This window comes from Flavobacterium weaverense (genome assembly GCF_003688495.1).
In the GTDB taxonomy this organism is placed as follows: Bacteria; Bacteroidota; Bacteroidia; order Flavobacteriales; family Flavobacteriaceae; genus Flavobacterium; species Flavobacterium weaverense.
In genome coordinates, this window is the sequence record NZ_REFH01000007.1 from 22,526 (window position 1) to 45,965 (window position 23,440).

Annotated in this window: 24 protein-coding genes and 1 tRNA gene; 13 read left to right on the plus strand and 12 right to left on the minus strand. The window is 32.1% G+C overall.

Annotated elements, in window-relative coordinates; all coding sequences use genetic code 11:
• Nucleotides 1–88: 88 nt before the first annotated feature.
• The 3 genes from BC961_RS00125 to BC961_RS00135 form a co-directional block, all read right to left on the minus strand.
• Complete coding sequence (locus BC961_RS00125; RefSeq protein ID WP_121923839.1) at nucleotides 89–1,066, minus strand: FecR family protein; 978 nt, start codon at nucleotides 1,064–1,066, stop codon at nucleotides 89–91.
• 66 nt (nucleotides 1,067–1,132) lie between these two features.
• Nucleotides 1,133–1,711 carry an RNA polymerase sigma-70 factor gene (locus tag BC961_RS00130; protein ID WP_121923840.1) on the minus strand — a complete coding sequence of 193 codons (579 nt, stop codon included), beginning with the start codon at nucleotides 1,709–1,711 and terminating at the stop codon, nucleotides 1,133–1,135.
• A 164-nt stretch (nucleotides 1,712–1,875) separates the two neighbouring features.
• The gene (locus BC961_RS00135; RefSeq protein WP_121923841.1) at nucleotides 1,876–2,376 is read right to left on the minus strand and encodes a DUF456 domain-containing protein; all 501 of its coding nucleotides are present in this window, start codon (nucleotides 2,374–2,376) and stop codon (nucleotides 1,876–1,878) included.
• 19 nt (nucleotides 2,377–2,395) lie between these two features.
• On the opposite strand from BC961_RS00135, the gene BC961_RS00140 reads away from it, so the two are divergent.
• Together BC961_RS00140 and BC961_RS00145 are read left to right on the plus strand one after the other, a co-directional pair.
• Entirely contained in the window at nucleotides 2,396–2,809 is a 414-nt protein-coding gene (locus BC961_RS00140; RefSeq protein ID WP_147440521.1) for a hypothetical protein, read from the plus strand.
• 97 nt (nucleotides 2,810–2,906) lie between these two features.
• Nucleotides 2,907–3,332 (plus strand): hypothetical protein, encoded by a 426-nt coding sequence (locus tag BC961_RS00145; protein WP_394345424.1) that lies wholly within the window; start codon nucleotides 2,907–2,909, stop codon nucleotides 3,330–3,332.
• A gap of 195 nt (nucleotides 3,333–3,527) precedes the next feature.
• Here the strand turns inward: BC961_RS00145 and BC961_RS00150 are convergent, their stop codons facing one another.
• Entirely contained in the window at nucleotides 3,528–4,628 is a 1,101-nt protein-coding gene (locus tag BC961_RS00150; RefSeq protein WP_170151272.1) for a glycosyltransferase family 2 protein, read from the minus strand.
• Nucleotides 4,625–5,605, minus strand: a complete 981-nt coding sequence (locus tag BC961_RS00155) for a lysylphosphatidylglycerol synthase transmembrane domain-containing protein (RefSeq protein ID WP_121923844.1) — start codon at nucleotides 5,603–5,605, stop codon at nucleotides 4,625–4,627. The genes BC961_RS00150 and BC961_RS00155 overlap by 4 nt, the downstream gene beginning before the upstream one ends.
• Before the next feature lie 164 nt (nucleotides 5,606–5,769).
• On the opposite strand from BC961_RS00155, the gene ruvC reads away from it, so the two are divergent.
• The 8 genes from ruvC to BC961_RS00195 all read left to right on the plus strand — a co-directional run bounded on the left by ruvC (nucleotide 5,770) and on the right by BC961_RS00195 (nucleotide 12,650).
• Nucleotides 5,770–6,324: a crossover junction endodeoxyribonuclease RuvC gene (gene ruvC / locus BC961_RS00160; RefSeq protein ID WP_121923845.1), complete on the plus strand. Its 555-nt coding sequence runs from the start codon at nucleotides 5,770–5,772 to the stop codon at nucleotides 6,322–6,324.
• Between the two features lie 79 nt (nucleotides 6,325–6,403).
• The gene (gene hemW, locus BC961_RS00165; RefSeq protein WP_121923846.1) at nucleotides 6,404–7,531 is read left to right on the plus strand and encodes a radical SAM family heme chaperone HemW; all 1,128 of its coding nucleotides are present in this window, start codon (nucleotides 6,404–6,406) and stop codon (nucleotides 7,529–7,531) included.
• Nucleotides 7,532–7,565: 34 nt separating this feature from the next.
• The gene (locus tag BC961_RS00170) at nucleotides 7,566–7,850 is read left to right on the plus strand and encodes a GIY-YIG nuclease family protein (protein ID WP_121923847.1); all 285 of its coding nucleotides are present in this window, start codon (nucleotides 7,566–7,568) and stop codon (nucleotides 7,848–7,850) included.
• Nucleotides 7,851–7,890: 40 nt separating this feature from the next.
• The gene (locus BC961_RS00175) at nucleotides 7,891–8,655 is read left to right on the plus strand and encodes a cyclase family protein (protein ID WP_121923848.1); all 765 of its coding nucleotides are present in this window, start codon (nucleotides 7,891–7,893) and stop codon (nucleotides 8,653–8,655) included.
• Nucleotides 8,652–9,059 (plus strand): GNAT family N-acetyltransferase, encoded by a 408-nt coding sequence (locus BC961_RS00180; protein ID WP_121923849.1) that lies wholly within the window; start codon nucleotides 8,652–8,654, stop codon nucleotides 9,057–9,059. The genes BC961_RS00175 and BC961_RS00180 overlap by 4 nt, the downstream gene beginning before the upstream one ends.
• Complete coding sequence (locus tag BC961_RS00185; protein ID WP_121923850.1) at nucleotides 9,056–9,421, plus strand: MmcQ/YjbR family DNA-binding protein; 366 nt, start codon at nucleotides 9,056–9,058, stop codon at nucleotides 9,419–9,421. Before BC961_RS00180 ends, BC961_RS00185 begins: the two co-directional genes overlap by 4 nt.
• Nucleotides 9,422–9,492: 71 nt before the next feature.
• A complete protein-coding gene (locus BC961_RS00190) occupies nucleotides 9,493–10,224 on the plus strand; it encodes a PH domain-containing protein (RefSeq protein WP_121923851.1) in 732 nt (243 codons plus the stop codon).
• Between the two features lie 125 nt (nucleotides 10,225–10,349).
• Nucleotides 10,350–12,650 (plus strand): aminotransferase class III-fold pyridoxal phosphate-dependent enzyme, encoded by a 2,301-nt coding sequence (locus BC961_RS00195; RefSeq protein WP_121923852.1) that lies wholly within the window; start codon nucleotides 10,350–10,352, stop codon nucleotides 12,648–12,650.
• A gap of 53 nt (nucleotides 12,651–12,703) precedes the next feature.
• Here the strand turns inward: BC961_RS00195 and BC961_RS00200 are convergent, their stop codons facing one another.
• The 3 genes from BC961_RS00200 to BC961_RS00210 form a co-directional block, all read right to left on the minus strand.
• Nucleotides 12,704–13,804 carry a DUF4407 domain-containing protein gene (locus BC961_RS00200; RefSeq protein WP_121923853.1) on the minus strand — a complete coding sequence of 367 codons (1,101 nt, stop codon included), beginning with the start codon at nucleotides 13,802–13,804 and terminating at the stop codon, nucleotides 12,704–12,706.
• Between the two features lie 223 nt (nucleotides 13,805–14,027).
• The gene (gene pckA, locus BC961_RS00205; RefSeq protein WP_121923854.1) at nucleotides 14,028–15,629 is read right to left on the minus strand and encodes a phosphoenolpyruvate carboxykinase (ATP); all 1,602 of its coding nucleotides are present in this window, start codon (nucleotides 15,627–15,629) and stop codon (nucleotides 14,028–14,030) included.
• Between the two features lie 80 nt (nucleotides 15,630–15,709).
• On the minus strand, nucleotides 15,710–16,096 hold the full coding sequence (locus tag BC961_RS00210) for a DUF423 domain-containing protein (RefSeq protein ID WP_121923855.1): 387 nt from the start codon (nucleotides 16,094–16,096) through the stop codon (nucleotides 15,710–15,712).
• A gap of 203 nt (nucleotides 16,097–16,299) precedes the next feature.
• Here BC961_RS00210 and BC961_RS00215 point away from each other — a divergent pair, with 203 nt between their 5' ends.
• On the plus strand, nucleotides 16,300–17,670 hold the full coding sequence (locus tag BC961_RS00215) for a saccharopine dehydrogenase family protein (protein ID WP_121923856.1): 1,371 nt from the start codon (nucleotides 16,300–16,302) through the stop codon (nucleotides 17,668–17,670).
• Nucleotides 17,671–17,742: 72 nt separating this feature from the next.
• On the opposite strand, the gene BC961_RS00220 is transcribed toward BC961_RS00215, so the two are convergent.
• From BC961_RS00220 to BC961_RS00230, 3 genes are read right to left on the minus strand one after another with little or no spacing between them, the layout of a single operon-like run.
• Nucleotides 17,743–19,269 (minus strand): energy transducer TonB, encoded by a 1,527-nt coding sequence (locus tag BC961_RS00220; protein ID WP_121923857.1) that lies wholly within the window; start codon nucleotides 19,267–19,269, stop codon nucleotides 17,743–17,745.
• Nucleotides 19,266–19,640 (minus strand): BlaI/MecI/CopY family transcriptional regulator, encoded by a 375-nt coding sequence (locus tag BC961_RS00225; protein ID WP_121923858.1) that lies wholly within the window; start codon nucleotides 19,638–19,640, stop codon nucleotides 19,266–19,268. Before BC961_RS00225 ends, BC961_RS00220 begins: the two co-directional genes overlap by 4 nt.
• A gap of 8 nt (nucleotides 19,641–19,648) precedes the next feature.
• Complete coding sequence (locus tag BC961_RS00230) at nucleotides 19,649–19,951, minus strand: toxin-antitoxin system YwqK family antitoxin (RefSeq protein ID WP_147440522.1); 303 nt, start codon at nucleotides 19,949–19,951, stop codon at nucleotides 19,649–19,651.
• A 526-nt stretch (nucleotides 19,952–20,477) separates the two neighbouring features.
• On the opposite strand from BC961_RS00230, the gene BC961_RS00235 reads away from it, so the two are divergent.
• Nucleotides 20,478–21,050, plus strand: coding sequence for a hypothetical protein (locus BC961_RS00235; RefSeq protein ID WP_121923860.1), 573 nt, complete (start codon nucleotides 20,478–20,480; stop codon nucleotides 21,048–21,050).
• Nucleotides 21,051–21,430: 380 nt separating this feature from the next.
• On the opposite strand, the gene BC961_RS00240 is transcribed toward BC961_RS00235, so the two are convergent.
• On the minus strand, nucleotides 21,431–22,819 hold the full coding sequence (locus tag BC961_RS00240; RefSeq protein WP_121923861.1) for a dipeptidase: 1,389 nt from the start codon (nucleotides 22,817–22,819) through the stop codon (nucleotides 21,431–21,433).
• 106 nt (nucleotides 22,820–22,925) lie between these two features.
• Here BC961_RS00240 and BC961_RS00245 point away from each other — a divergent pair.
• Nucleotides 22,926–23,007, plus strand: a tRNA-Leu gene (locus BC961_RS00245).
• Nucleotides 23,008–23,440: the final 433 nt, after the last annotated feature.

The window sequence follows — 23,440 nt, forward strand, 5'->3', positions numbered from 1 at the left end:
GTTGGGTTTTTGGTTAGTATTTTGTTTAGAAACGGTATTCAGCTTTAAAGCCTTGTAAATTAAGAGAGTGTTAGCGCACTCTCTTTTTTTATTTTGATTGAATCAGTAATGTTTTGTCATTTTCAGTGTAAATGCAATTTAAATTAGACGAAACTTCTAACACTTTTATAATATCTTGGATTGAGTTTGTCTTTTCAATCTTTCCTGAAAAAGAGTAGCCTTTAAAATTATCGGATTTCATAACTACTTTAATATCAAACCAGCGTTCGATGTTCAAAGCAAATTCATCTAGTGGTGTTTTGTCGAAAATTAATTGTCCTGATTTCCACGCTATATTGTTTTCAATATTGACTTGCGTGACAGCTAGTTCATTTTCTTTTTTAGAAAAGGTAGCTTTCTGCTTAGGACTTAAAGTAATCAGTGCTTTGTCTTCCTTTTGATTATATAATTCTACTTTTCCAGTAACTAGCGTTGTTTCTACACTTTTTTCAGAAGAATAGGATTTAATATTGAAGCTTGTTCCTAAAACCTTTACTCGTATTCCCGAAGCAGTTTCAACAATAAATGGTTTATTTTTATTTTTCACAACGTCGAAGAATGCTTCGCCATATAACTTCAACCTTCTTTCCTTGGAGTTGTAATTATCATCAAGAACGATTTTACTTTCAGCATTTAGCCAAATGACTGTTCCGTCCTCAAGAGTAACGGTTTTTTGCTCTTTAACAGATGAACTATAAACAATTTTTGCTGATTCAGGAGTTGCTTCTTTAAAGTTGAAATAAATGTAAGTGGATAGTAAAAATGGTACTATTAGAATAGATGCGATTTTAAGGAAGTAGCGAAAAGATTTTTTTCTTGTTTTTCTCTTTTTAACAAAGTCGGCATAATTTTCTGCGGTAGAAGTACTTTCAGAAATAGAATCTAATGTATCAATGACGTGCTTAGCTTTGGTTTTACTGTATAAAGCTAGATTATCAGGAGTAGCATTCACCCAAGAAATTACTTCTTGGTCAAACTGAGCATCACCTTTTCTCTCAATAAACTTTATTAAATCAGCTACTGTCATAGTATGTTTTTATACTAAGACGATTCATTTTTAGGTTTCCCCTACGTGGAGATGATTTTTTTTATTTTATAAAAAAAGTGCGGTGTATTCTTTTAATTCTAATCGTAAAAACTTCAGCGCTTTTGTGATTTGATTTTCAACTGTTTTTGTAGAAATTTCTAATTCCTCTGCAATCTCTTTGTGGTTCATGCCTTGAAATCTACTTTTAATAAATATGCGTTTGCATGCTTCAGGAAGTTTGTCAACGGAAGCGTTTATTTTTTGCAACAATTCATTTTCGATATATTGACTGCTCGGCTCATCCATCAAAGCTAAATGATTAATTGTTTTTCTTTCATTTTCGCACTGTTGGCTGTAGTTTGCTTTTACTTTTTGATGTTTAAAATAATCGAGACACGAGTTTTTAACCATTTTAAATAAGTAGGCATGTAAATTAATTTCAATGTCTAATTTTTCACGCTTTTTCCAAAGTTTAAAAAACACATTCTGTACGATTTCCTTAGCCTCCTCATCGTTTTCAATATAGCTATTGGCAAAGTGCGATAATTTTTGAAAATATAAATGGTACAGCGTTTCGAAAGCAGAGTTTTGACCCTGCTTCAATTGATGAATAAAAAAAGAGGTATTTATAATATCTTTATTCAACTGTTAATTTTTATAGTGAAATAATATTTTCTCTTTATAATAAATTATAAAAAAGTTAAAAGCCAAAGTTATTTATATATTTGAAAATTGAGTCATTAATCATAAATAAATAAACTTTACTTGTTTTCTGCCTTTCAAAATAGTATTATTTTCGAAAATTACATTTAAAAAAGCGCTCCCTTATATTGCCACGCAATCCAAACAAATAATCCTAAAAACATAACACAAATTACAAATTTCATAAAGCTTGACGCTAAGAAACCAACAAATGAACCAGCAGCTGCTTTCATAGCTCTTTTATGATCTTTATAGTCGAATAAAAGTTCTCCAATTAAAGCTCCAACAAAAGGACCGATAAGAAAACCAAAAGGTATTGGCGCTATAATTCCAATTACTAAGCCAATATTTGTTCCCCAAATCCCATATGAGCTTCCACCAAATTTCTTGGTTCCTTTTGCCGGAATAACAAAATCTAAAATAGAGATAACCACCGTTATTGCTAAAGTAATTCCCAATATCCAATAATTTACCGGCACAGCATTCGTAAAGTATAGCAAGAGTAGACCAATCCAACTGATACTTGGTCCAGGCAAAACTGGCATAAAACTACCAATGATACCAACTATCATACATAAAAATCCGAGCGTTAAAAGTAAAATATCCATATGATTATTTTTAGTAATTTTGGAAACAGTAAAAATCACTATGATGCGTTATCTTAAAAAAGTATTTTTTTATTCAGTAGCTATTTCTTTATCATCTATGGGACATAATGTTTATGCACAAGAAATTAATAAAAATAGTGCTGACGCCGACGTAAAAGAACGAATTTACGAGGCGAATAAAGTAAAAGTACTAAATTATTCTTTTAAAGATTTTGACGCTCTGTTTTTTGAGTTTTCTGATAAAAAAGCCAGTAAATCTATAATTCTGTCCAAAGAAGAATTTTATAATTATACGATTAAAATCGGTATTTTTTCAGATCGATTAGCCGCATTATATCCTGAAGAAAAAGATATTGCACAGCAAAATAAAGAAAAGTGGTTTGCTGAATCCTACGAACAATATTTGCTTTCCAAAGAAACTCAAAAAAAATAATTGTATTTTTATGCCATATTAATTCAATTGAAGAACAAAAACCTTGAAGCACTATTACTTTATTTTAATCATTTTTCTTTTTAATTCCTGTCAGTTTATGGAAAAGCAAGTGCCTTCGGAAAAGGAACTGCTACAAAAAGAATTGAAATCCATTAATTGGAAGGAAGTAGATGAATATCCTTCACTTTCTGATTGTGATAAAATTGAAAGCAAAGCGCAGCGCCAACAATGTTTTTTTGATGTTTTAACGCAGCTTATTCAGGAGAAATTAAGTGTCGATACCCTATCAATGCTCTACCCGAAATTAGACACAATTGAAGTAAAAGTCACTATTTTCCCTAATGCCACAATGCAATTTGAACCTCAATTTCCTAAAGATTCTGTGGCTTATGATCGAATCAAAATAGATAGTATCTTGAAAGCACGTTTAGTGGATTTCCCTAAAGTAAATCCAGCTATTAAGCGAGGAATTCCAGTAAAAACACAGTTTATTCTTCCTGTTATTATCAAAGTCGAGAAGTAAAACAATCATTACTAAAATTTGAATTAGGAGCTATTTCCTGCTGTCCGCTGTATTTTTTATTCTGTCCCAAAGCTCAGGGACTCCATAAAAAGATGCCGCTACCATCAGGGCTAGCGTATAGTGATTGGACGGACTTCCTTCTTAAATTAAAATTTTCGCGAATAATGTTTCTTAAGCCATTAAAAAAAGTACAAACTAAAATCGTCGTCCTTTCCAGTCGTATTTTCCTAACAACGAGTAAAGAGCAACGCTTACGCTAAAAAAAGAGTATAATAAACTGCTTAGGAGAAGAAATCTTATTTTAGCGGTCGTCAAAAAAGAATGTGATTGATAAATTAAAACAGTATCAATAGCAAACTTTAAAAAAGCTAGGAGCAGTAAAGTAATCCATGAAAAAAGACCTAAAGTAGTGAGTCCTATTGCTATTACAAGACTTAAATTTCCTGTAAATACTATTAAACCTAACAGTTTGCCAAAATTACTTTGATACGAACTTGTCTTTGATGCCCATCGCACTCTTTGATGAAATAAGGATTTCCAGTCATTTAATGCTTTTGTGGTGACAACTGTTTCTTTCGACTTGAGATAATAGACTTTTTCAGGAGAATGTTTAATTGCTTTTTGTAGTAAGAAAACGTCATCACCGCTTGCAATTTCATCATTTCCTTCAAAGCCATTTAACTCTGTAAAAAAGCTTTTTTTATAAGCAAAATTAGCTCCATTGCACATAAATCCTTTCCCAATTCCGAAACTTCCAATAGTTGCTCCTTGTAAACTCGCCAAATCTACTTGTTGGAAATGATGAAGGAAGGAATTATTAATAGAATAAGTGACTGCACCAGCAATCATGTAAACTTTATGTAATTGAATGTAATTGTCTACCGTTAACAACCAGTTTTTATGCACCGTACAGTCTGCATCTGTTGTGATTACCCATTCTGAGTTTACATATTTCATTGCAGTAGTAATTGCGTCCTTTTTTGGTGAGTTAGAAGATCTCTCGTTTTTTATTACGCGAATTTTAAATTCTTTATGCTCAACTTTATAAATTTCCTCAGATTCGTCATCAACAAGTAAGACTTCAAATAAATTGACAGGATAATTTAATTTTGAAAGACTATTAACTAAATGAGGTAAATTATTTTCCTCATTTCTAAAGGGCACAATTATCGTAAAATGTGTTAGTGGCTTTAAGTCATTCGAACTAATAGCAGATACTTTAGAAAATCCATGGATTAAGATTCCAATCGTAAAAACGTAAATTATTAAAAATGATATTAAAATGAAGCTGATCATTCTCTTAGTCTTGGTTCACTGTCTTCCACGAAATTTTTGTCTAACGAACTCTTGAAATTTAAAACATAGTAACTCCCAATAATTACTGGCAAGACTATATTCAAAAACCACATCAAAGTCGAAATAAAAACAACAATCCATTCATTTACTCCTAAAATCCCAAAGAAATATACTGCGACACTTCCCTTGACAGCAAAATCTAAAAACTGAAAAGTAGGTAAGGACGAACCAAGAAAGTAGACACTCGTTATCCCTGACATAAGAACTAAGTAAGGTAAGTCAATATCAAAAGCGAGGAATAAAAAGTAGTATTGATGAGAAAAAACAAGGTATCGACAAATTGCCAGAAAAATATTTTTTTGATGAATTGCTTTCGGAATCTCATTAATTTTATGAATCAAAATTTCAATAGAGTATCCCTTTATTGTTAATTTTTTAATTGAAAATAATAAACCGAAAGTTAGAATTAAAGTTCCAAAAAGAATAACTACAGTTTTAGTTGTAATAATATTGTAATTAGCATTGAAATATAATAATCCAAAAATTCCAAAAAGTACTGTCAGTACCATTTGAATTCCATTACATATTAAATTCAAAAATAGAATTTTCTTAGCTTCTGATTTTTTATAAAAAAGCGCTTTTCCAGCATATTCTCCTACTCCGTTTGGAGTAAATAATCCAGCAGTTAATGCAGCAAGGACTTGTTTTGTAGCTTCCGCTTTAGAAATTTTATGAATAAAAGAAACTAGATTCTGCCACTTTAAAATCTCAAAAAATCTATTTAAAACGCTCAGTAACAATATAAAACTAATTCCAGCTACAGATTGATTTTTTTTAAATAAAACCATAAACTCCTCCCAATTTAACTTGTCATTGTTGGCTAATTGATTGTAAATAAAATAGAATGCGCCACTCACAATCAAAAGTTTGATTATAAGAACTAGGAATTGCTTAGTTTTGTGTGAAATTGAAATCATGAGTGCAAAGAAAAGCAAAATTCTTAGTGTGAATGCTATATCTTCAACATTTAGAGAATCATAATAATGGTGAGCTAAACTTTGTAGTTAACTTCCATAATGTCTCCATAATAAATAAAAATAATGTCTAGAGGCTATCAAGCTAATAAGACCTTTACAATAAAATGGCTAACGAAAGAATCATATTAGGAATTGATCCCGGAACAACAATTATGGGTTTTGGATTGATAAAAATTGTCAATAAAAAGATGGAATTCATGCAGCTTAATGAATTACAGCTGAATAAAATGGACGATCATTACATGAAATTGAAACGCATTTTTGAACGTACTATCGAACTTATAGATACGCATCACCCTGACGAAATTGCTATAGAAGCACCTTTTTTTGGAAAAAATGTACAGTCTATGTTGAAGTTAGGTCGTGCGCAAGGAGTTGCTATGGCAGCAGGTTTGTCAAGAGATATTCCTATTACTGAATACGAGCCTAAGAAAATCAAAATGGCAATTACTGGAAATGGAAATGCTAGTAAGGAGCAAGTTGCTAAAATGTTGCAGCAGCTTTTAGGACTGAAGGAATTGCCAAAAAACCTAGATTCCACTGATGGCTTAGCTGCTGCAGTTTGTCACTTTTTTAATTCTGGAAAAGTGGTTGGTGAAAAAAGCTATACCGGTTGGGATGCTTTTGTAAAAAACAACGAATCTCGAGTGAAAAAATAATGTTATAATTAGTAAATGGGTCAATCAGATAATTGTAAAATTATCCCATTTTCTAATTTCCAAATTATCTAATTTTAATATGTCCGGAATCTACATCCACATTCCTTTTTGTAAGCAAGCTTGTCATTATTGCGACTTTCATTTTTCGACTTCGATGAAGAAGAAGGAAGAGATGGTTTTGGCTTTAGCCAAAGAAATTCAAATGCGCAAAAGTGAATCAGAAGATGAAATTGTTGAAACTATTTATTTCGGTGGTGGAACGCCAAGCGTGCTAACTTCAGAAGAAATAAATTTCCTAATTGATGCCGTTTATCAAAACTACACCGTTACCGAAAATCCTGAAATTACTCTTGAAGCCAATCCAGATGATTTGTCTCAAGAACGAATTTTAGAATTAGCGAAAAGTAAAATTAACCGACTCAGTATTGGGATCCAATCTTTTTATGAAGAAGATTTAGAAATGATGAATCGCGCCCACAATTCGGTGGAAGCAAAAAAATGTTTAGAATACGCAACAAAGCATTTTAATAATATTTCTGTTGACTTAATATACGGTATTCCAGGAATGAGCAATGAAAAATGGAAACAGAATATCGAAACAGCAATTGCTTTTGGTATTCCGCATATCTCTAGTTATGCTTTAACGGTGGAGCCAAGAACAGCTTTAAATAAATTAATTCAAACCGGAAAAATTGCGCCACCCAGTGATGATGTAGCGCAAGAACACTTTTCTATTTTAGTGGAAGTATTAGAATCGAAAGGATTTATCCATTACGAATTATCTAATTTTGCGAAAGAGAATTATTTTTCCAAAAATAATTCAGCCTATTGGTTAGGCAAAAAATACATTGGTATTGGACCTTCCGCTCATAGTTACGATGGGGTTTCTAGAAGTTGGAACGTAGCTAATAATCCTATTTATTTGAAATCTATTCAAGAGGATAAATTGCCTACCGAAATTGAAATTTTATCGCTAGCCGATCGTTACAATGAATACATAATGACAGGTTTGCGCACTGTATGGGGAGTTTCCTTAAATCGAGTTGAAAAAGAATTTGGAGCTGATTATTTGAAATATTTGCATAAGCAAGCTAAGAAATTCTTAGATGATGAATTGCTTATTATTGAAAATGCCGTCTTGAAGACTACAAAAAAAGGAAAGTTCTTAACCGACGGGATTGCGTCAGACTTATTTATCCTGAACTAGTTTCAGGATCTTTAAATTTAAAATGTAGATTTTTATGAAAAAGGGATATACTTATATTTTGACTAATAAAAATCACAGCGTTTTATATGTTGGAGCAACTAGAAATCTTAAAAATAGAATGGATTCTCATAAAAATGGTACTGGAGCAGTGTTTACTAAAAAATATAATGCGACAATTTTAATATATTTTGAAGAATTTGATAATATCACAGATGCTTTTCAAAGAGAAAAACAGTTAAAAAATTGGCATAAAGATTGGAAATGGAATTTATCAAAGTTTTTAAACCCAGAATCGAGAGATTTATATTTAGATTTGTAATTGCGTCTCAAGGCGAGATGCTGAAATAAATTCAGCATAAATGATAGCAAGAATCAATAATTTCGAAGTCGATTTATCAAAACCAATTGACATCTCTATTCCACTAACGAATTCAGATGAAAATCCTATTGCTTGGTATATCGATAAGCCGGAAATAAATCCAGTATTCGTAGATGATTGGGTAGGAAGTGTTGAAAAAGGGGCTTCTACAAATTTTAATAATATTAAATTTAATCCTCACGGTCACGGAACGCATACGGAATGTCTTGGACATATAACAAGAGATTTTTATAGCATCAATCAATGCTTGAAAAAGTTCTTTTTTTTAGCTGAATTGGTTAGTATTCAACCAGAATTGATGGGAGAAGATTTAGTGATTTCTGAGGGTCAAATCGTAAATGCTTTAGATGGAAAAAGTCCAGAAGCGATTATCATAAGGACATTGCCAAATACTACAGATAAGTTATCTAGAAAATATTCTAATACAAATCCACCTTATCTTAGTGAAGATGCTTCAGTTTTTATTCGAGAAAGCGGAATAAAACATCTTTTAATTGATCTACCAAGCGTTGATAAAGAGCATGACGAAGGAAAGTTATTAGCGCACAAAGCTTTTTGGAATGTTAAGGATGTTACTAATTTGAATTCAGATGCGAGGTTAGAAGCTACAATTACTGAAATGATATTTATTGCACATGAAATCAGTGATGGAAGCTATTTACTTAATTTGCAAATTGCTTCTTTTGAAAACGACGCTAGTCCAAGTAAACCAATTCTATATGATATTTTAAAAATTGAAATATGAATAATATAACTGTATCTACTGATAAAAGTAAGTTAGATGTGAATTTTATTCAGCACTTTCTAAAAGATATTTATTGGGCTGCAGGTCGAACAATTGAAGAGGTGAAAACGTCAATTGATAACTCTTTTTGTTTTGGAATTTATTTTGATGATAAGCAAATCGGATTTGCGAGAGTAATTACTGATTACGTGGTTTTTGCATATTTAATGGACGTTTTTATAATCGAAGAACATCGAGGCAAAGGCTATTCCACTATTTTGATTGACAATATGATGAAGGAACCACAGCTTCAGAAAATTAAAATATGGCGATTGGCTACTAAAGATGCTCATTTTTTATACAAAAAATTTGGCTTTAGTGAATTGGCACACCCAGAAAAATTAATGGAAAAAGTTATCAAATGAATTTAGAAAACTTTTATGAGTATTGCCTTTCTAAAAAAGGAGCTACTGAGCATTTTCCTTTCGACGATGACACCTTAGTTTTTAAAATTGGCGGAAAGGTGTTTTCACTGTCCTCTTTGAAAAGATGGGAATTGCAAGAGCCTTCGGTTAATTTAAAATGCGATCCAGATCGTGCTGTTGAATTGCGAGCTGAGTTTGACGATATTAAGCCAGGATTTCACATGAGTAAAGTGCATTGGAATACTATTAATATAAACAAAGCAGTTTCAGACATTATCATCAAAGAATTAATTGATCATTCCTATGATTTGGTTTTCAAAAGTTTAACAAAGAAATTGCAAACAGAGATTTACGAATTATAAAATTAGGTATTACTTTTGTAGCGTATTTACAAATAAAAATAAAAAGCAACTGAAATTAATTCAGCATCGATATGAAGGAACAATTTAAAAAGTTTTTAAACGAAGAGCAAGATCCAAAAGCGATTGAAAAGATTGCTTCAAAATTGAGTGATTTGTTAATGAAGAATGAAGAAATAGGATATATTGCCGTACAAAAAAAGCCAGCAATAACTGTCTTGCCAGATGGAATAGTGATGACAAATAAAAGAATAATCATTTGTCAGCCTAAAAATCTCGGTTTGTCGATGGATTTTACTGACTATACTTGGGATCAAATTGAAGGTGCTTTCGTCAAAGAAAACATTCTAGGTTCTGAATTTTCTTTTTCGACTAAAACGGACATGTCAGTATCAATTGATTATATTCCGAAAATTCAAGCGAGGAAAATTTTTACGTATGCCAAAGAACAATTGGACATTTTAAAAAATGGCGTTGCTCCAGAAGTTATAATTATAGATGAAATACTTCCTGAAGATAGTTTTGAAGAAGTTGAGATTATCGAAGAAGCAGAAATCATTGAAGAAATGGACACGGAAGAAGTGACTAACTTCGCTGAGATAATGCCAGTTACTCCTCCAGTTTTTAATATGAATAAGGAAGATTTTACTCCTCAAGTTGAAGTTGCAAAAGAACATGGTTTAAGTGGTTTGTCTCAAGATGAACTTTTTGAGAAATTACAGAATTATAAAAAGCTTTTAGATAATGGGTTGATCATGCAAGGAGAGTATGATGCCTTCAAAAAGGATATTTTGAGCTATATGTAATCAAAAATAAATTAAATTTGAGCAGTCTTTCGAGGCTGCTTTTTTTTGCCCCATATAATAAATTCTGTTTTGCGATTACTTTAATTAGATTGCATTCGAAACCAGAATAATAAATCGCAACTATTATGAAATTTACCGAATCATTAATAATTTCTTTAATTGCAGAACATTACAGTTTAGCTGTAATTTGTAGGATTTTAAACGGATATGATGAACTGAACTTTTTGCTAACTGATTCATCGGATAAAAAATATATTTTCAAAATTGCCACTGAAGAACATAACCCCTATTTTCTCGATGCTCAAGTTCAAATGATAAATCTTCTTTCAAAAAGTGCTTTATCTAAAAAATTTCAGCATTATATCCCAGCAAACAGCAGTGTTGATATCGGGAAAATTATATTTGATGGAAGTACTTACTATTTTAGATTACTCAGCTATTTAGAAGGAGATTTTTGGGTAAACCAAAAAGAAAAAATGCTTGCTCTATCCTACAATTTAGGATTGTTTTTAGGCGAAATGGATTTAACATTAAAGGATTTCAAACATCCAGCGGCAAACCGTCACTATGATTGGGATGTCAAGAATACACTTGACGTTAGAAAAAACCTTCATTACATAAAATCACATGAAAACAGGCGTTTAGTTGCTTATTTTTTGATGCAATTTGAAACTGAAGTTCAACCTCATATTTCGTCGTTGCGAAATGCAGTAATTCATAACGATGCTAATGACTATAATGTTTTAGTCGAAGGTGACCAAATCACAGGTTTGATTGATTTTGGCGATATGGTTTGTACTTCATTGATAAATAATTTAGCAATTGCGTGTACCTATGCGATGCTAGACAGTGAAAAACCGCTAGAGGTTGCTGCTGAAATTGTAAAAGGCTATCACAGTAAAATGGCTATAACTGAATTAGAAGTTTCTCTAGTATATTATTTAATTGCGGGTAGATTGTGTATTAGTTTATGTCAGTCCGCTTTTAATTATTCAAAGGACAGTTCAAACGAGCATCATTTTTTAACAGAAAAACCAGCTTGGCAGTTAATGCATCAGCTTATTAAAATAAACCCATTAAAAGCGCACAACGAATTTAGGCTTGCTTGCGAATTTTCTGCTGTGATAAATCCAAATGAGAATCACGAAACTATTTTAAAGGAGAGAAAACAATATCTGGGCAATAATCTCAGTATTAGTTATAATACTAAATTAAAAATCGATAAAGGAGCGCTTCAATACCTTTATGACGATCAAGGAAATACTTTTCTGGATTGTGTAAACAACGTTAGTCATGTGGGTCATTGCCATCCTACGGTTGTGAAAGCAATGCAAAAACAAATTGCTACACTCAACACTAATACGCGTTATTTAAACGACGCTATTGTCGAATATGCAAAGCGGTTAACAGGAACACTACCTGAGGAATTGACGGTTTGTTATTTCACCAATTCTGGTAGTGAAGCAAATGATTTAGCAATAAGAATGAGTCGTCATTTTACCAAACAAAAGGATGTCATCGTTCTGGATCATGCGTATCATGGAACATCAACTACCGCAATTGAAATGAGTCCTTACAAATTTGATGGGAAAGGTGGTTTTGGAAAAATGCTGTACATCCACAAAGCACAAAATCCTGATATGTATCGGGGTGCATTCAAATATGGAGATAATCAAGCAGGTGAAAAGTACGCTCAAGATGTTGATCGTATTATTCTATCTTTAGAAATAGAATCTAAAAAACCAGCTGCTTTCATTTGCGAAACTTTGCTAGGTGTAGGAGGTCAAATTGCATTGCCACCAAATTATTTAAAAGAAGTATATACCAAAGTAAGAAAGACTGGCGGAATTTGTATAGCTGATGAAGTGCAAGTTGGATTTGGTCGAGTGGGTACAAAATTCTGGGGTTTCGAATTGCAAGATGTCGTTCCAGATATTGTTGTATTAGGTAAGCCAATAGGAAACGGACATCCATTGGCAGCCGTAATCACGACTAAAAAAATTGCAGATGCTTTTAATAACGGTATGGAATATTTCAACACCTTTGGTGGAAACCCAGTTTCTATGGCAACTGGCTTAGCCGTTTTAAATGTTATTGAGGAAGAGGAATTGCAAAAAAATGTGTTAGAAGTTGGAAATTATTTGCTACACCGATTAGCATCATTAAAACCAAAATATAATATAATTGGTGATGTCCGTGGAAATGGATTATTCGTGGGAGTTGAACTTGTAAAAGATAGAATAACAATGGAACCCGCTGTTCCAGAAATTGATCATATTGTTGAAAGAATGAAAGATCGAGGTTTCTTAATGAGTACAGATGGACCATTATACAATGTCCTTAAAATAAAACCGCCCATTATTTTCAGTAAAGAAAATGCAGATGCTTTTGTTGATAATTTAGATCAAGTATTCGCGGAATTATAAATCACTGCTAGCATAATAAAATAAAAGGCATTCTAATTAGACTGCCTTATTGATTATAAAGTTCTTTTTTGCTTTTCTACAAAATTATTAGCTTGTAATTCGAGTAGTTCTGTCGCTTTTTTTCGCTGTAAATCGTATAGATTTTTGTCGTCAGCAATATCGGAATATACTTTATCGTGCATCGCAGCACTTGTTTTTACCAATAAAGCACGTTGGTATTTATCTTGTTCTAATGTTGCTTTTAAAGCCGTTTCTAAATCCTCAAGTTTAAAATCATATTCTCCTTTGGGTGATAATAACTTAGCGATAATAGGAGAAGTCTCAATCGCTAAGAATAACAGCATTATAAAAAAAGAAGGCAACCAAGGTAATTTGTCTAACGCATTTATTCGAGCCATTAAACCATCAAAGCCATCAATAATAGGCTGTGTTTCGGTCACTTTCTTTTCTAAATCTTGCTGAAGTATTTTAGTTTTACTTTCTTTTTCAGCAATCTTAGCTAAGTTTGTTTTTCTAATTGTTTCTAACTCGGCTGAAGCCAAATTATGCTTAGCTATTTTTTCCTTAAAAACGGGTCCTTTGCCTAATTTTTTGGTTCCAGCTGTTCCTTCTGCTTCAGTGATGTAGGTTTCGTAAAGTACATTAACTTCTTTCTCCTTTTTATCTATCTCTGATTTTAGACTATCGATTTCAGCTTTGTTTTCATCTAAATCACTTTTGAAGTAATTGGCAACTTCTTTTTTATTATTCAAAGCCATTACATTTTTCTCTTTCAAGAGAACTGTATTAATTTCCTTTTCGAAAATTTTAATTTCCAGTGGTTTCGAAATTACTATTGCAATAATAACTGCCAAAATAATTCGCGGAGTTGCTTGAAGAAATTCACTGCTGAATTTGTCTCTTTTTCGAATAGTAGAAACAATAAATCGATCTAAATTAAAGATCAGTAAACTCCAAACTAATCCAAAGAGTAAGGCAGGATAAATATTGTCAAAAACGGTGAACAATGCATAAGCACTGGCAATAAAAGCCATTACAGCAGTAAAGAAAACTGTGGCACCAATACCTACGTATTTGGTTTGTTCGCCTTCGGCGCAGCCTTCAAGTAAGTCTTTGTCGGCCCCTGAACAGAGAATGAAAAATTGTTTTAACATGATTGATTTGTTTGATTTTTGATTGTTAACCTTTTTTTTTAGGCTCAAATGATGATTACAAATTTAACGCCAAAAAATAAAATATGTTGTAAATAGTTGATATGTTTTTAATTAGCTAATTTTTTAAGCCAAAAAAGCCGTTCTTGCGAACGGCTTTCTGTTATTCCTGAATTAATAATATTGTAATTATGATTGTGTTCTAATAGTGAATTTAGGATTTAAATTATGCTACTGGAGCACCAGCCATAATTTCAGCATTAGCAAACTCTTCAAATTTAGCGAAGTTAGTTCTAAACATCTGACCTAATTCGTTCGACTTAGTATCATATAATTTCTCGTCTTCCCACGTGTTTCTTGGATTTAGAATCTCAGATGGAACATTAGGACAAGATTGCGGAATTGCGATTCCAAATACCCTATGATTCACATATTCAACGTCTTCTAATTCGCCGTTTAAAGCAGCAGTAATCATTGCACGTGTATATTTAAGTTTCATTCTGCTACCTGTTCCGTAAGGTCCACCAGTCCAACCTGTGTTTATTAACCATACTTTTACGTTAGCATCTTTGATCTTTTTACTTAACATTTCCGCATATCTTGTAGGGTGTAATGGCATAAATGGTGCACCAAAACAAGCTGAGAAATTAGGTTGTGGTTCTGTAATTCCAGCTTCAGTTCCAGCAACTTTTGCAGTATAACCTGATATGAAGTGGTAAGCAGCTTGCCCTGGAGTCAATCTTGAGATTGGAGGCAAAATTCCGTATGCATCAGCAGTCAGGAAAAATATATTTTTTGGATTATGTCCAATAGAACCTGGTTGAATATTATCGATATGATATATTGGATAACTTACACGCGTGTTCTGTGTGATAGAAATATCTTCGTAATCAACTTCATTAGTTTCTTTGTTGATAATTACGTTTTCAAGAATTGCTCCTTTTTTGATCGCTCTAAAAATGTCTGGTTCATTCTCTTCTGAAAGGTTGATTACTTTTGCGTAACATCCGCCTTCAAAATTAAATACAGTATTTTCATTAGTCCAACCGTGTTCATCATCTCCAATTAATTTTCTATTTGGATCTGCAGAAAGAGTTGTTTTTCCAGTTCCTGATAATCCGAAGAAAATCGCTGTATCATCTTTTTCTCCTACATTAGAACTACAGTGCATTGGTAAAGTGTTCTTATCAACTGGAAGGATAAAGTTTAAAGCAGAAAAAATTCCTTTTTTCATTTCTCCTGTATAACCTGTTCCACCTATTAAAGCAATCTTTTTTGTGAAATCTAAAATTGCAAAATTGCTTTGACGCGTTCCGTCAAGAGCAGGATCTGCCATAAATGTAGGAACACATAATAAAGTCCATTCTGCTGTGAAGTTTTCAAGCTCTTTAGCTTCAGGTCTTAAAAACATATTGAAACAAAATAAATTTGCCCAAGGAGTTTCTGTAACTACGCGAACATTTAATCGGTAATTAGGATCAGCACATACATATGAATCTCTAACGTAAACTTCTTTGTTAGATAAATAAGCAGTAACTTTTTTATATAGAGCATCAAATGCTTTAGGTTCAAAAGGAATGTTAACTTTTCCCCACCAAACTTGGTTCTCCGTAATACTATCTTTTACAATAAATCGATCTTGAGGAGAGCGGCCAGTGTACTCACCAGTGTTAATTGCTAAGGCGCCACTAGAAGTTTCAATTCCTTGCTTTAGTGCAATTGTTTTTTCGTGTAATTCGTTGGCTGATAATTGGTAATGAATCTTTGCGTTTTCAATTCCCATGTCTTCTAGCGAAATCGATTGCGTAAACGGTGTGTTATTATTCATAAAATTATGTGTTGTGTGGTTTAATTTATCGATTGCAAAAGTAGAAATTATATTTCAGATATGTTTTGATTATCTAAGTTTTATGATTTTTTGTTAAAATAATTCAATAATAGGGCTCCCCAAGCAAGTATAAGTAAGAGCCCGCCTATGGGTGTGATAAAACCTATAACTTTAAAGTCAAAAGAAGTAAGGTCGTTTGTCGCTAATAAATAGATTGAGCCCGAAAATAAAAATATTCCAAAAGTGACTAGATAATAAATTGTCTTCTTAGTTTTTTGTGGTAAATCAGTCAGTATGCCAATAAACAATAAAAATAGTGCATGATAAGTTTGATAACGTACTCCGGTTTCAAAAGTTGCAAGTTGGTCTAATGTCAAAACTTTTTTTAATGCATGTGCTCCAAAAGCGCCTAAAATAATTGCAATCATTCCGAAAATTGCAGCCGTTGAAATTATCTTTCTGTCCATTTTACTTTTTTTAATTATCTACAAATTTATCTCTTATTATATGCATTATGAAAGAAATTATAATATTGTTTAGATAAAGTTCTTTTAAAATAAATGCAATTTTCCAACGTATTGATTAGTATAAACGCATTAACAATTTTTATCTCTACAATTTGTTATGAATACAACATTTTTGTATGTTTGTGTTATAAATGTAAAAAAAAATGAGAACAATACTTATCATTGGGGCAGGAAGATCAGCTTCGTCGTTGATTCAATATTTATTGAATAAATCTGAAAAAGAGAACTTGCATCTTATTATTGGAGATTTATCTTTGGCTTTAGCCGAAAAGAAAACTAATAATCATCCTAATGCTACTCCTATTGCTCTTGATATCTTTGATCAAAGTCAAAGACAAAAAGCAATTCAAAGCGCCAGTATTGTCGTTTCTATGTTACCAGCTCATTTACATATTGAAGTTGCACGTGATTGCATTATTTTTAAAAAGAGTTTAGTAACTGCATCATACATCAGCGATGCAATGCAAGAATTAGATGCTGCTGCCAAAGAGAATAATCTTATTTTCATGAACGAAATTGGACTTGATCCTGGAGTAGATCATATGAGTGCCATGAAAGTAATTGATGAGATAAAGGATAAGGGCGGAAAAATGATTCTTTTCGAATCTTTTTGTGGTGGTCTTGTTGCTCCAGAATCTGATAATAACCTTTGGAATTATAAATTTACTTGGGCGCCTAGGAATGTAGTTTTGGCTGGTCAAGGCGGTGCAGCTAAATTTATTCAAGAGGGAACCTATAAATATATACCGTATTGCAACTTATTCCGTAGAACTGAATTTTTAGATGTAGAAGGTTACGGTCGATTTGAAGGATACTCTAATAGAGATTCACTAAAATATCGTTCTGTATATGGTTTAGATGATGTGTTGACATTATATCGAGGAACGATTCGAAAAGTTGGTTTTTCAAAAGCATGGAATATGTTTGTGCAATTAGGCATGACAGATGATAGCTATGTAATGGAGAATTCTGAAAACATGAGCTATAGAGAATTTGTAAATTCTTTTCTTCCTTATCATCCTACGGACTCTGTAGAGATAAAAACACGCTTAATCTTAAAGATTGATCAAGACGATATCATGTGGGATAAATTATTAGAACTTGACCTTTTCAATAATAAAAAAATACTTGGTCTTAAGAATGCTACTCCAGCTCAAATGTTAGAAAAGATATTGAGCGATAGTTGGACATTACAACCTGACGAAAAAGATATGATTGTTATGTATCACAAATTTGGCTACGAATTTGAAGGATCTAAAAAGCAAATAGATTCTAAAATGGTTTGTATAGGAGAGGATCAAACTTATACGGCAATGGCAAAAACAGTTGGTTTACCTGTCGCAATGGCAACTTTATTGATACTAAATGGGAAGATAACAACTCCGGGAGTTCAACTTCCAATTAGAAAAGAGGTGTATTTGCCTATTTTAAAAGAATTAGAAGAATACGGTGTTGTATTTAAGGAACAAGTAATGTCTTACTTAGGCTATAATCCTGACAAAAACTTTAATTAGTTATTTTTTTTTAGACTTTTTTTTTGTGGTAAATCCGCTTCGAGAGAAGCGGATTTCTTTTTATTATTACTTTTAATTACCAGACGATAATGATATAGGTACATTATACCTAACTCTAACTGCTTCATCTTTAACTTTTCCAGGAATCCATTTTTGAGATAATTTTATCACTCTTATAGCTTCTTCAGCTGAGCCATAACCAAAATCTCTTAAACTCCTTAACTCACTGATGCTTCCATCTTTTTCAACTATGAACGTTATGTAAACTTGACCTCTAGCTTTAGCATTGACCATTTCTTGTGGAATAATAAAAGTTTTAGATACAAATTTATAGAATTCACTCATTCCGCCTGGATATGTGGGCATTTCAGTAGTGCTACTTGCATTTACAATATCATTTTGATCAGCTATTCTCGCTTCTTTAGGCGGAGGTGGTGGAGGCATGTCCTCTTTAGAAACTTTATTTCTATCACTCATTTTAGGTCCGTCGGAGGTCATGTCGATATAAATAGTTTCCGACTTGTTTTTTTGAACTTGCTTCTCTTTTTTATCAGTAGATCTGATTGCTGGCGGAGGAGGTGGCGGGATACTGTTTTTCTCTTTATCGGTAAGTTCGTTGTATTTCTTTTGTGCTGTTATTTTTTTATTAGCATCGCGAAAAATAAACACAGTATTTTTCCAAACTTCATCTGAGCTTTTACTTTGCTTTGTAGATTCCTTAGTCGTCTTTTCCTTTTTTTCTTGGGCTACGACTTTTGTACATAATGAGAAAAATAACGCTGTTAAAACTGGGATTAGCATTCCTTTTTTTAATACTGCTCTTGCTGTTGATGTTGTGGTTGTCATCATAATTAATCTTTTTTTAGTTACAGAATAGTTTAAATTACTGGCCAAGTAATAGGTTTCGTTCGCGTTTGCCTTTGAGATTAATAAATTCTGGTAAAACGGAACATTATTATATGATTTTACGACTTTCTCATCTGCTAGAAATTCGTGATTAAGTTGCATTGCTTTTTTATAAAAAATGAAAATTGGGTTGAACCAAAATAAAACCTTCAAAGTTTCTATAATTAAAATGTCTAACGTATGTTTTTGCGTAACATGAATTAGTTCGTGTGTGTACAATTCAGCTTCAATTTTTCTATTGTCATACTCCATCTCATTTACGAAAATATAATTTAGAAAAGTGTAGGGAAGTGTTTGTTCTTTTAAAAGTACAAGTTTACAATTCTCATAAGCAATTGTTTTTGTTGCTTTGGCTTTGACAACTAATTTTGATATATTTCGTATAAATCGAATGAGTAATGCTGTCGTTATTAAACCATAAATTACAGCAGTAATTTGTATCCAATAATTAATAGAATTATCAACGATTGCTGCTGTTGCATCACCAACTGCAATTTTATTTTGCGACAATATGGGACTTGCTATTTCTTGAACAATTTCAATAGTAATAAATGGGACGATGAATGAAAATACCAAAGCAAATAACAAATAGAAGCGATTGAAATGATGCATTTTTTCATTTTCAAAAACGAAATGGTACACAACAAGTAATACGATTGATGATATGGTTGATTTGATTATAAAGTCTATCATTTTTTCTTTTTTAGAATGGCACGGTCAACTATTTTTTTAAGTTCTTCCAATTCTTTTTCAGATAAATTAGTTTCTGTAGTGAAGAAAGAAGCAAATTGTGAAGCGGAATCATTAAAGAAATTCTTTATGAGTCCGTTGACATGTTTAGAGAAATACACCGTTTTTAAAACTAACGGATAGTATTCTCTTGAGTTTCCATATTCAGTGTAAGCAACAAAATTTTTATCGATCATCCGCTTTAATAAAGTGGCGACGGTAGTCGTCTTAGGTTTTGGTTCAGGATAAGCTTCGAGCAAATCTTTCATAAAAGCTTTATCCAGATTCCAAAGATGTTCCATCAATTGTTCTTCGGCGTTAGTGAGTTGTTGCATTGCTGTTTTTATTTTGTGTATATTTCTTCTATTGGCATTCCGTTTTCATAAATCTTTGTTCCAAGGAGAACTCCTTCTGAATCATAAAAAGTCCATTTTCCAGGAGGAAGCCATTCTGCTTTTTTTCCAATCATTACTTTTTTCGAATATCCTATTTGCTGAATTTTTCCTGTATTGTGATATTTTATAATATGACAACTATTTTTTCTAAATTTTTCTTCGGTCACTAATTTTTCTTCGGTATATGATTTCCATTTTCCAGTTTTATTTCCTTTTTGATATCTTCCTACAGTGGAGGACTGAATTGTCATGAAGTTTTTAGTTTCAATCCATTTGCCTTGCTTTATACCATTTCGAGTCTGGTTTATTTTACAACTTGTAAGACTGAGACAAAATATAATAAATACTATTTTGGATATAATTTTAAATTTCATTTCTACAGATTAAAACATTGCTCTACAAATGTAGAGTTATTTTTTTAATTCGCAACTATTTTTTAAATTAATTGATTATTAATGTTTTACAGTTTTAAAATATTAAATAAAGATTTGCTTTTTTAATTTTGATAAAAATGTAAAGAGTATTTGCAATGATGTTCTTTAAGCTATTCAGTATAAATTACTATTTAAGAAGTTTAAATTCTCACTATTTTTTTTCGAAAATTATTTTCACAATCTATTATTTCTGTAATCTTAAATTTTATAATCCGTCACTATCGTAACATATTTAAATAGTTCTAAAGTCTACAGAAATGCCCAATGATATAAATATCAGAATTGTCTCCAAATGGCATAATTTGTGCTAAATTTGTATGTACTATCAATTAAAAATAATATCATGAAAACAAAAATATTACTTGTTGCTATTGCATTTTTCGGCTTTCAGTTGGGATTTGCTCAAGAATCCAAACCGGTTGCTAATGATTCTACAGGAGTGCTTCCAGTAGCTATTTCAGCACAAACCATGGTACAGAAAGACGCTCTTAAAGAAAAAGCTCAAGCAGAAAAGGCGCTAAAAGATGCTGAAAAGGACAGGAAGAAAGCTCAGAAAGAGCAAGATAAAGCAGAGAAAAGCCGTAAAAAAGCCGAGAAAGCAAAAAATAAAGAGGAAAAGGCTAGAGATAAAGCACAAAAATCGAGAGACAAAGCTGCTAAAAAAGCAGAAAAGCAAGAGAAGAAAATTGGAAAAGCAGACAATTCAATTGATAAATTAAATAAAAAACTTGACAAAGAAGAAAAGCAACTAAGTAGAATGCAGGATAAATTTGACAAAGCAACTTCCAGAGGAAAACTTTCCGAAGTTAAGTTGGGAAAAGAAAATGTTAAAATTACTAAGCAGCAACTTAAAATTAAAAAGCTAGAAGCTGATCTAGTAGATGCGCAAAGAAAATTAAAGAAATTAGAAAGATAATTTTATAATCCTCGGCTCAGGTTGGGGATTTTTTTTGGAGTGCGATGAAAAGGAGTTTAGAATTTTAAAAGTTTATTTTGAAAAATCTTCCACATTAAGGATTACTTCATGGTGCTTTTATTTTCACAGCAATTCAGAGAACTTCATTTGGAATGAATATCATTTTTCTGCGAAGTTACGGAGCATAAAAAGATTACTTCATGATGATTTTATTTGGGTATTCACTGAATTTCAATTGTAATCGAAAGTCTAACTTTAGTAATAGCTCAAGCGCAAATTTAGAAATCAATTTTCAGCAATAAAATAATTTCTAATCTTAAATTAAAAGTCCGTTTATTCAAAAGAGAATAAACGGACTTTTAATACATTTTTGAAAAGCTTTATTTGCTCAATTCCACAAAATATTTATAAAACAATGGAATGGTTTCGATTCCTTTTAGATAATTGAAAATTCCAAAATGTTCGTTTGGCGAGTGAATAGCATCACTGTCTAATCCAAATCCCATTAATATAGTTTTGCTTTTCAGTTCTTTTTCGAATAAAGCTACAATAGGAATGCTTCCTCCAGAACGAACTGGAATCGCAGGAACTCCAAAAGTCTCTGTGTAAGCCATATTTGCAGCTTTGTACCCAATGCTGTCAATAGGAGTTACATATCCTTGGCCACCGTGATGCGGCTTAACTTTTACAGTTACACCAGCAGGAGCAAGGCTTGTGAAATGTTTAGTAAATAATTCTGTTATATTTTCCCATTCTTGATTTGGTACTAAACGCATTGATATTTTTGCAAATGCTTGACTTGCAATAACTGTTTTAGCACCTTCACCAGTATATCCGCCCCATATTCCGTTTACATCAAGAGTTGGACGAATTGAGTTTCTTTCATTAGTCACATATCCTTTTTCGCCATAAATGTCGTTTAAGTCGAGTGCTTTTTTGTAATTATCTAAATTAAATGGTGCTTTTGCCATTTCAGCTCTTTCTTCAAGAGATAATTCCTCAACATTGTCGTAGAATCCCGGAATCGTTATGTGATTGTTTTCATCATGAAGTGAGGCAACCATTTTAGCTAAAATATTGATTGGATTAGCAACAGCTCCGCCATACAGTCCAGAGTGTAAATCACGGTTAGGACCTGTGACTTCAACTTCCACATAACTTAAACCACGTAGACCAGTTGTTATTGATGGTTGTTGGTTTGAAATCATTCCAGTATCTGAAATTAAAATAACATCGTTTTTTAATTTCTCGTGATTGTTTTCGACAAATGTTTTTAGATTAACACTTCCTACTTCTTCTTCACCTTCAATCATAAATTTAACGTTACAAGGCAAGGTGTTGGTTTGCATCATTAGCTCAAAAGCTTTTACGTGCATATACATTTGACCTTTATCATCGCAAGCACCACGAGCGAAAATAGCTCCTTCTGGATGAATTTCAGTTTTTTTAATGACTGGTTCGAATGGAGGAGAAGTCCATAATTCGATAGGATCTGGTGGTTGAACGTCATAATGACCGTACACAAGAACGGTAGGTAAGCTTGGGTCAATCATTTTTTCTCCGTAAACAATAGGATATCCTGCAGTCTCACATATTTCAACATTGTCACATCCTGCTTTTTCTAAACTAGCTTTTACAGCATCGGCTGTATCGATAACATCTTGGCAATAAGCAGTGTCTGCGCTAACAGATGGAATTTTCAATAATTCAATTAATTCATTTATAAAACGATCTTTATGCTGCTGCACATACGATTTAATACTTTCCATTGATTTTTTATTTTAGTCTTTCAAAAGTACAAAAAAGAGAATGAATATTTTTTTAAATATTTCTTTGTAGATTCGAACTTATGTTTATCTTTGCACCCACAATTGCGCGGATATGGTGAAATTGGTAGACATGCCAGACTTAGGATCTGGTGCCGCAAGGCGTGTAGGTTCGAGTCCTATTATCCGCACCGATAAAACCCTTTAAGTACTGATAATCAGTAATTAAAGGGTTTTTTTTTATTACTCCATCTCCTGTATTTCTCCTAATTTTTTTTTAAAAATTCCATACAAGTTGACTATACAAGATCTAGTAATTTAGTTTAATGTTGATTCTACTATAGATTTAAATATCATTAAAAATGGGTATTGGAAAGTTAAAATTTTAACAGTTACTTTACGGTCTTACTAAAGTTGTTAGGCCAAACTGAGAATCAGCTTTGACTTTTTTTGTGAAAAAATAATGATGTTATAAGAAATAGCAACGACCTTGAACTTTGATAACATAGAAATGATAGGAAAAAGCGTCATTTTTTTTGTGTATACTATAATGATTAAAATTATTTTACTAAAAATTCAAAAAAAATTAATTCAATCCTACTCAATACTTTTACCCTAAATCAA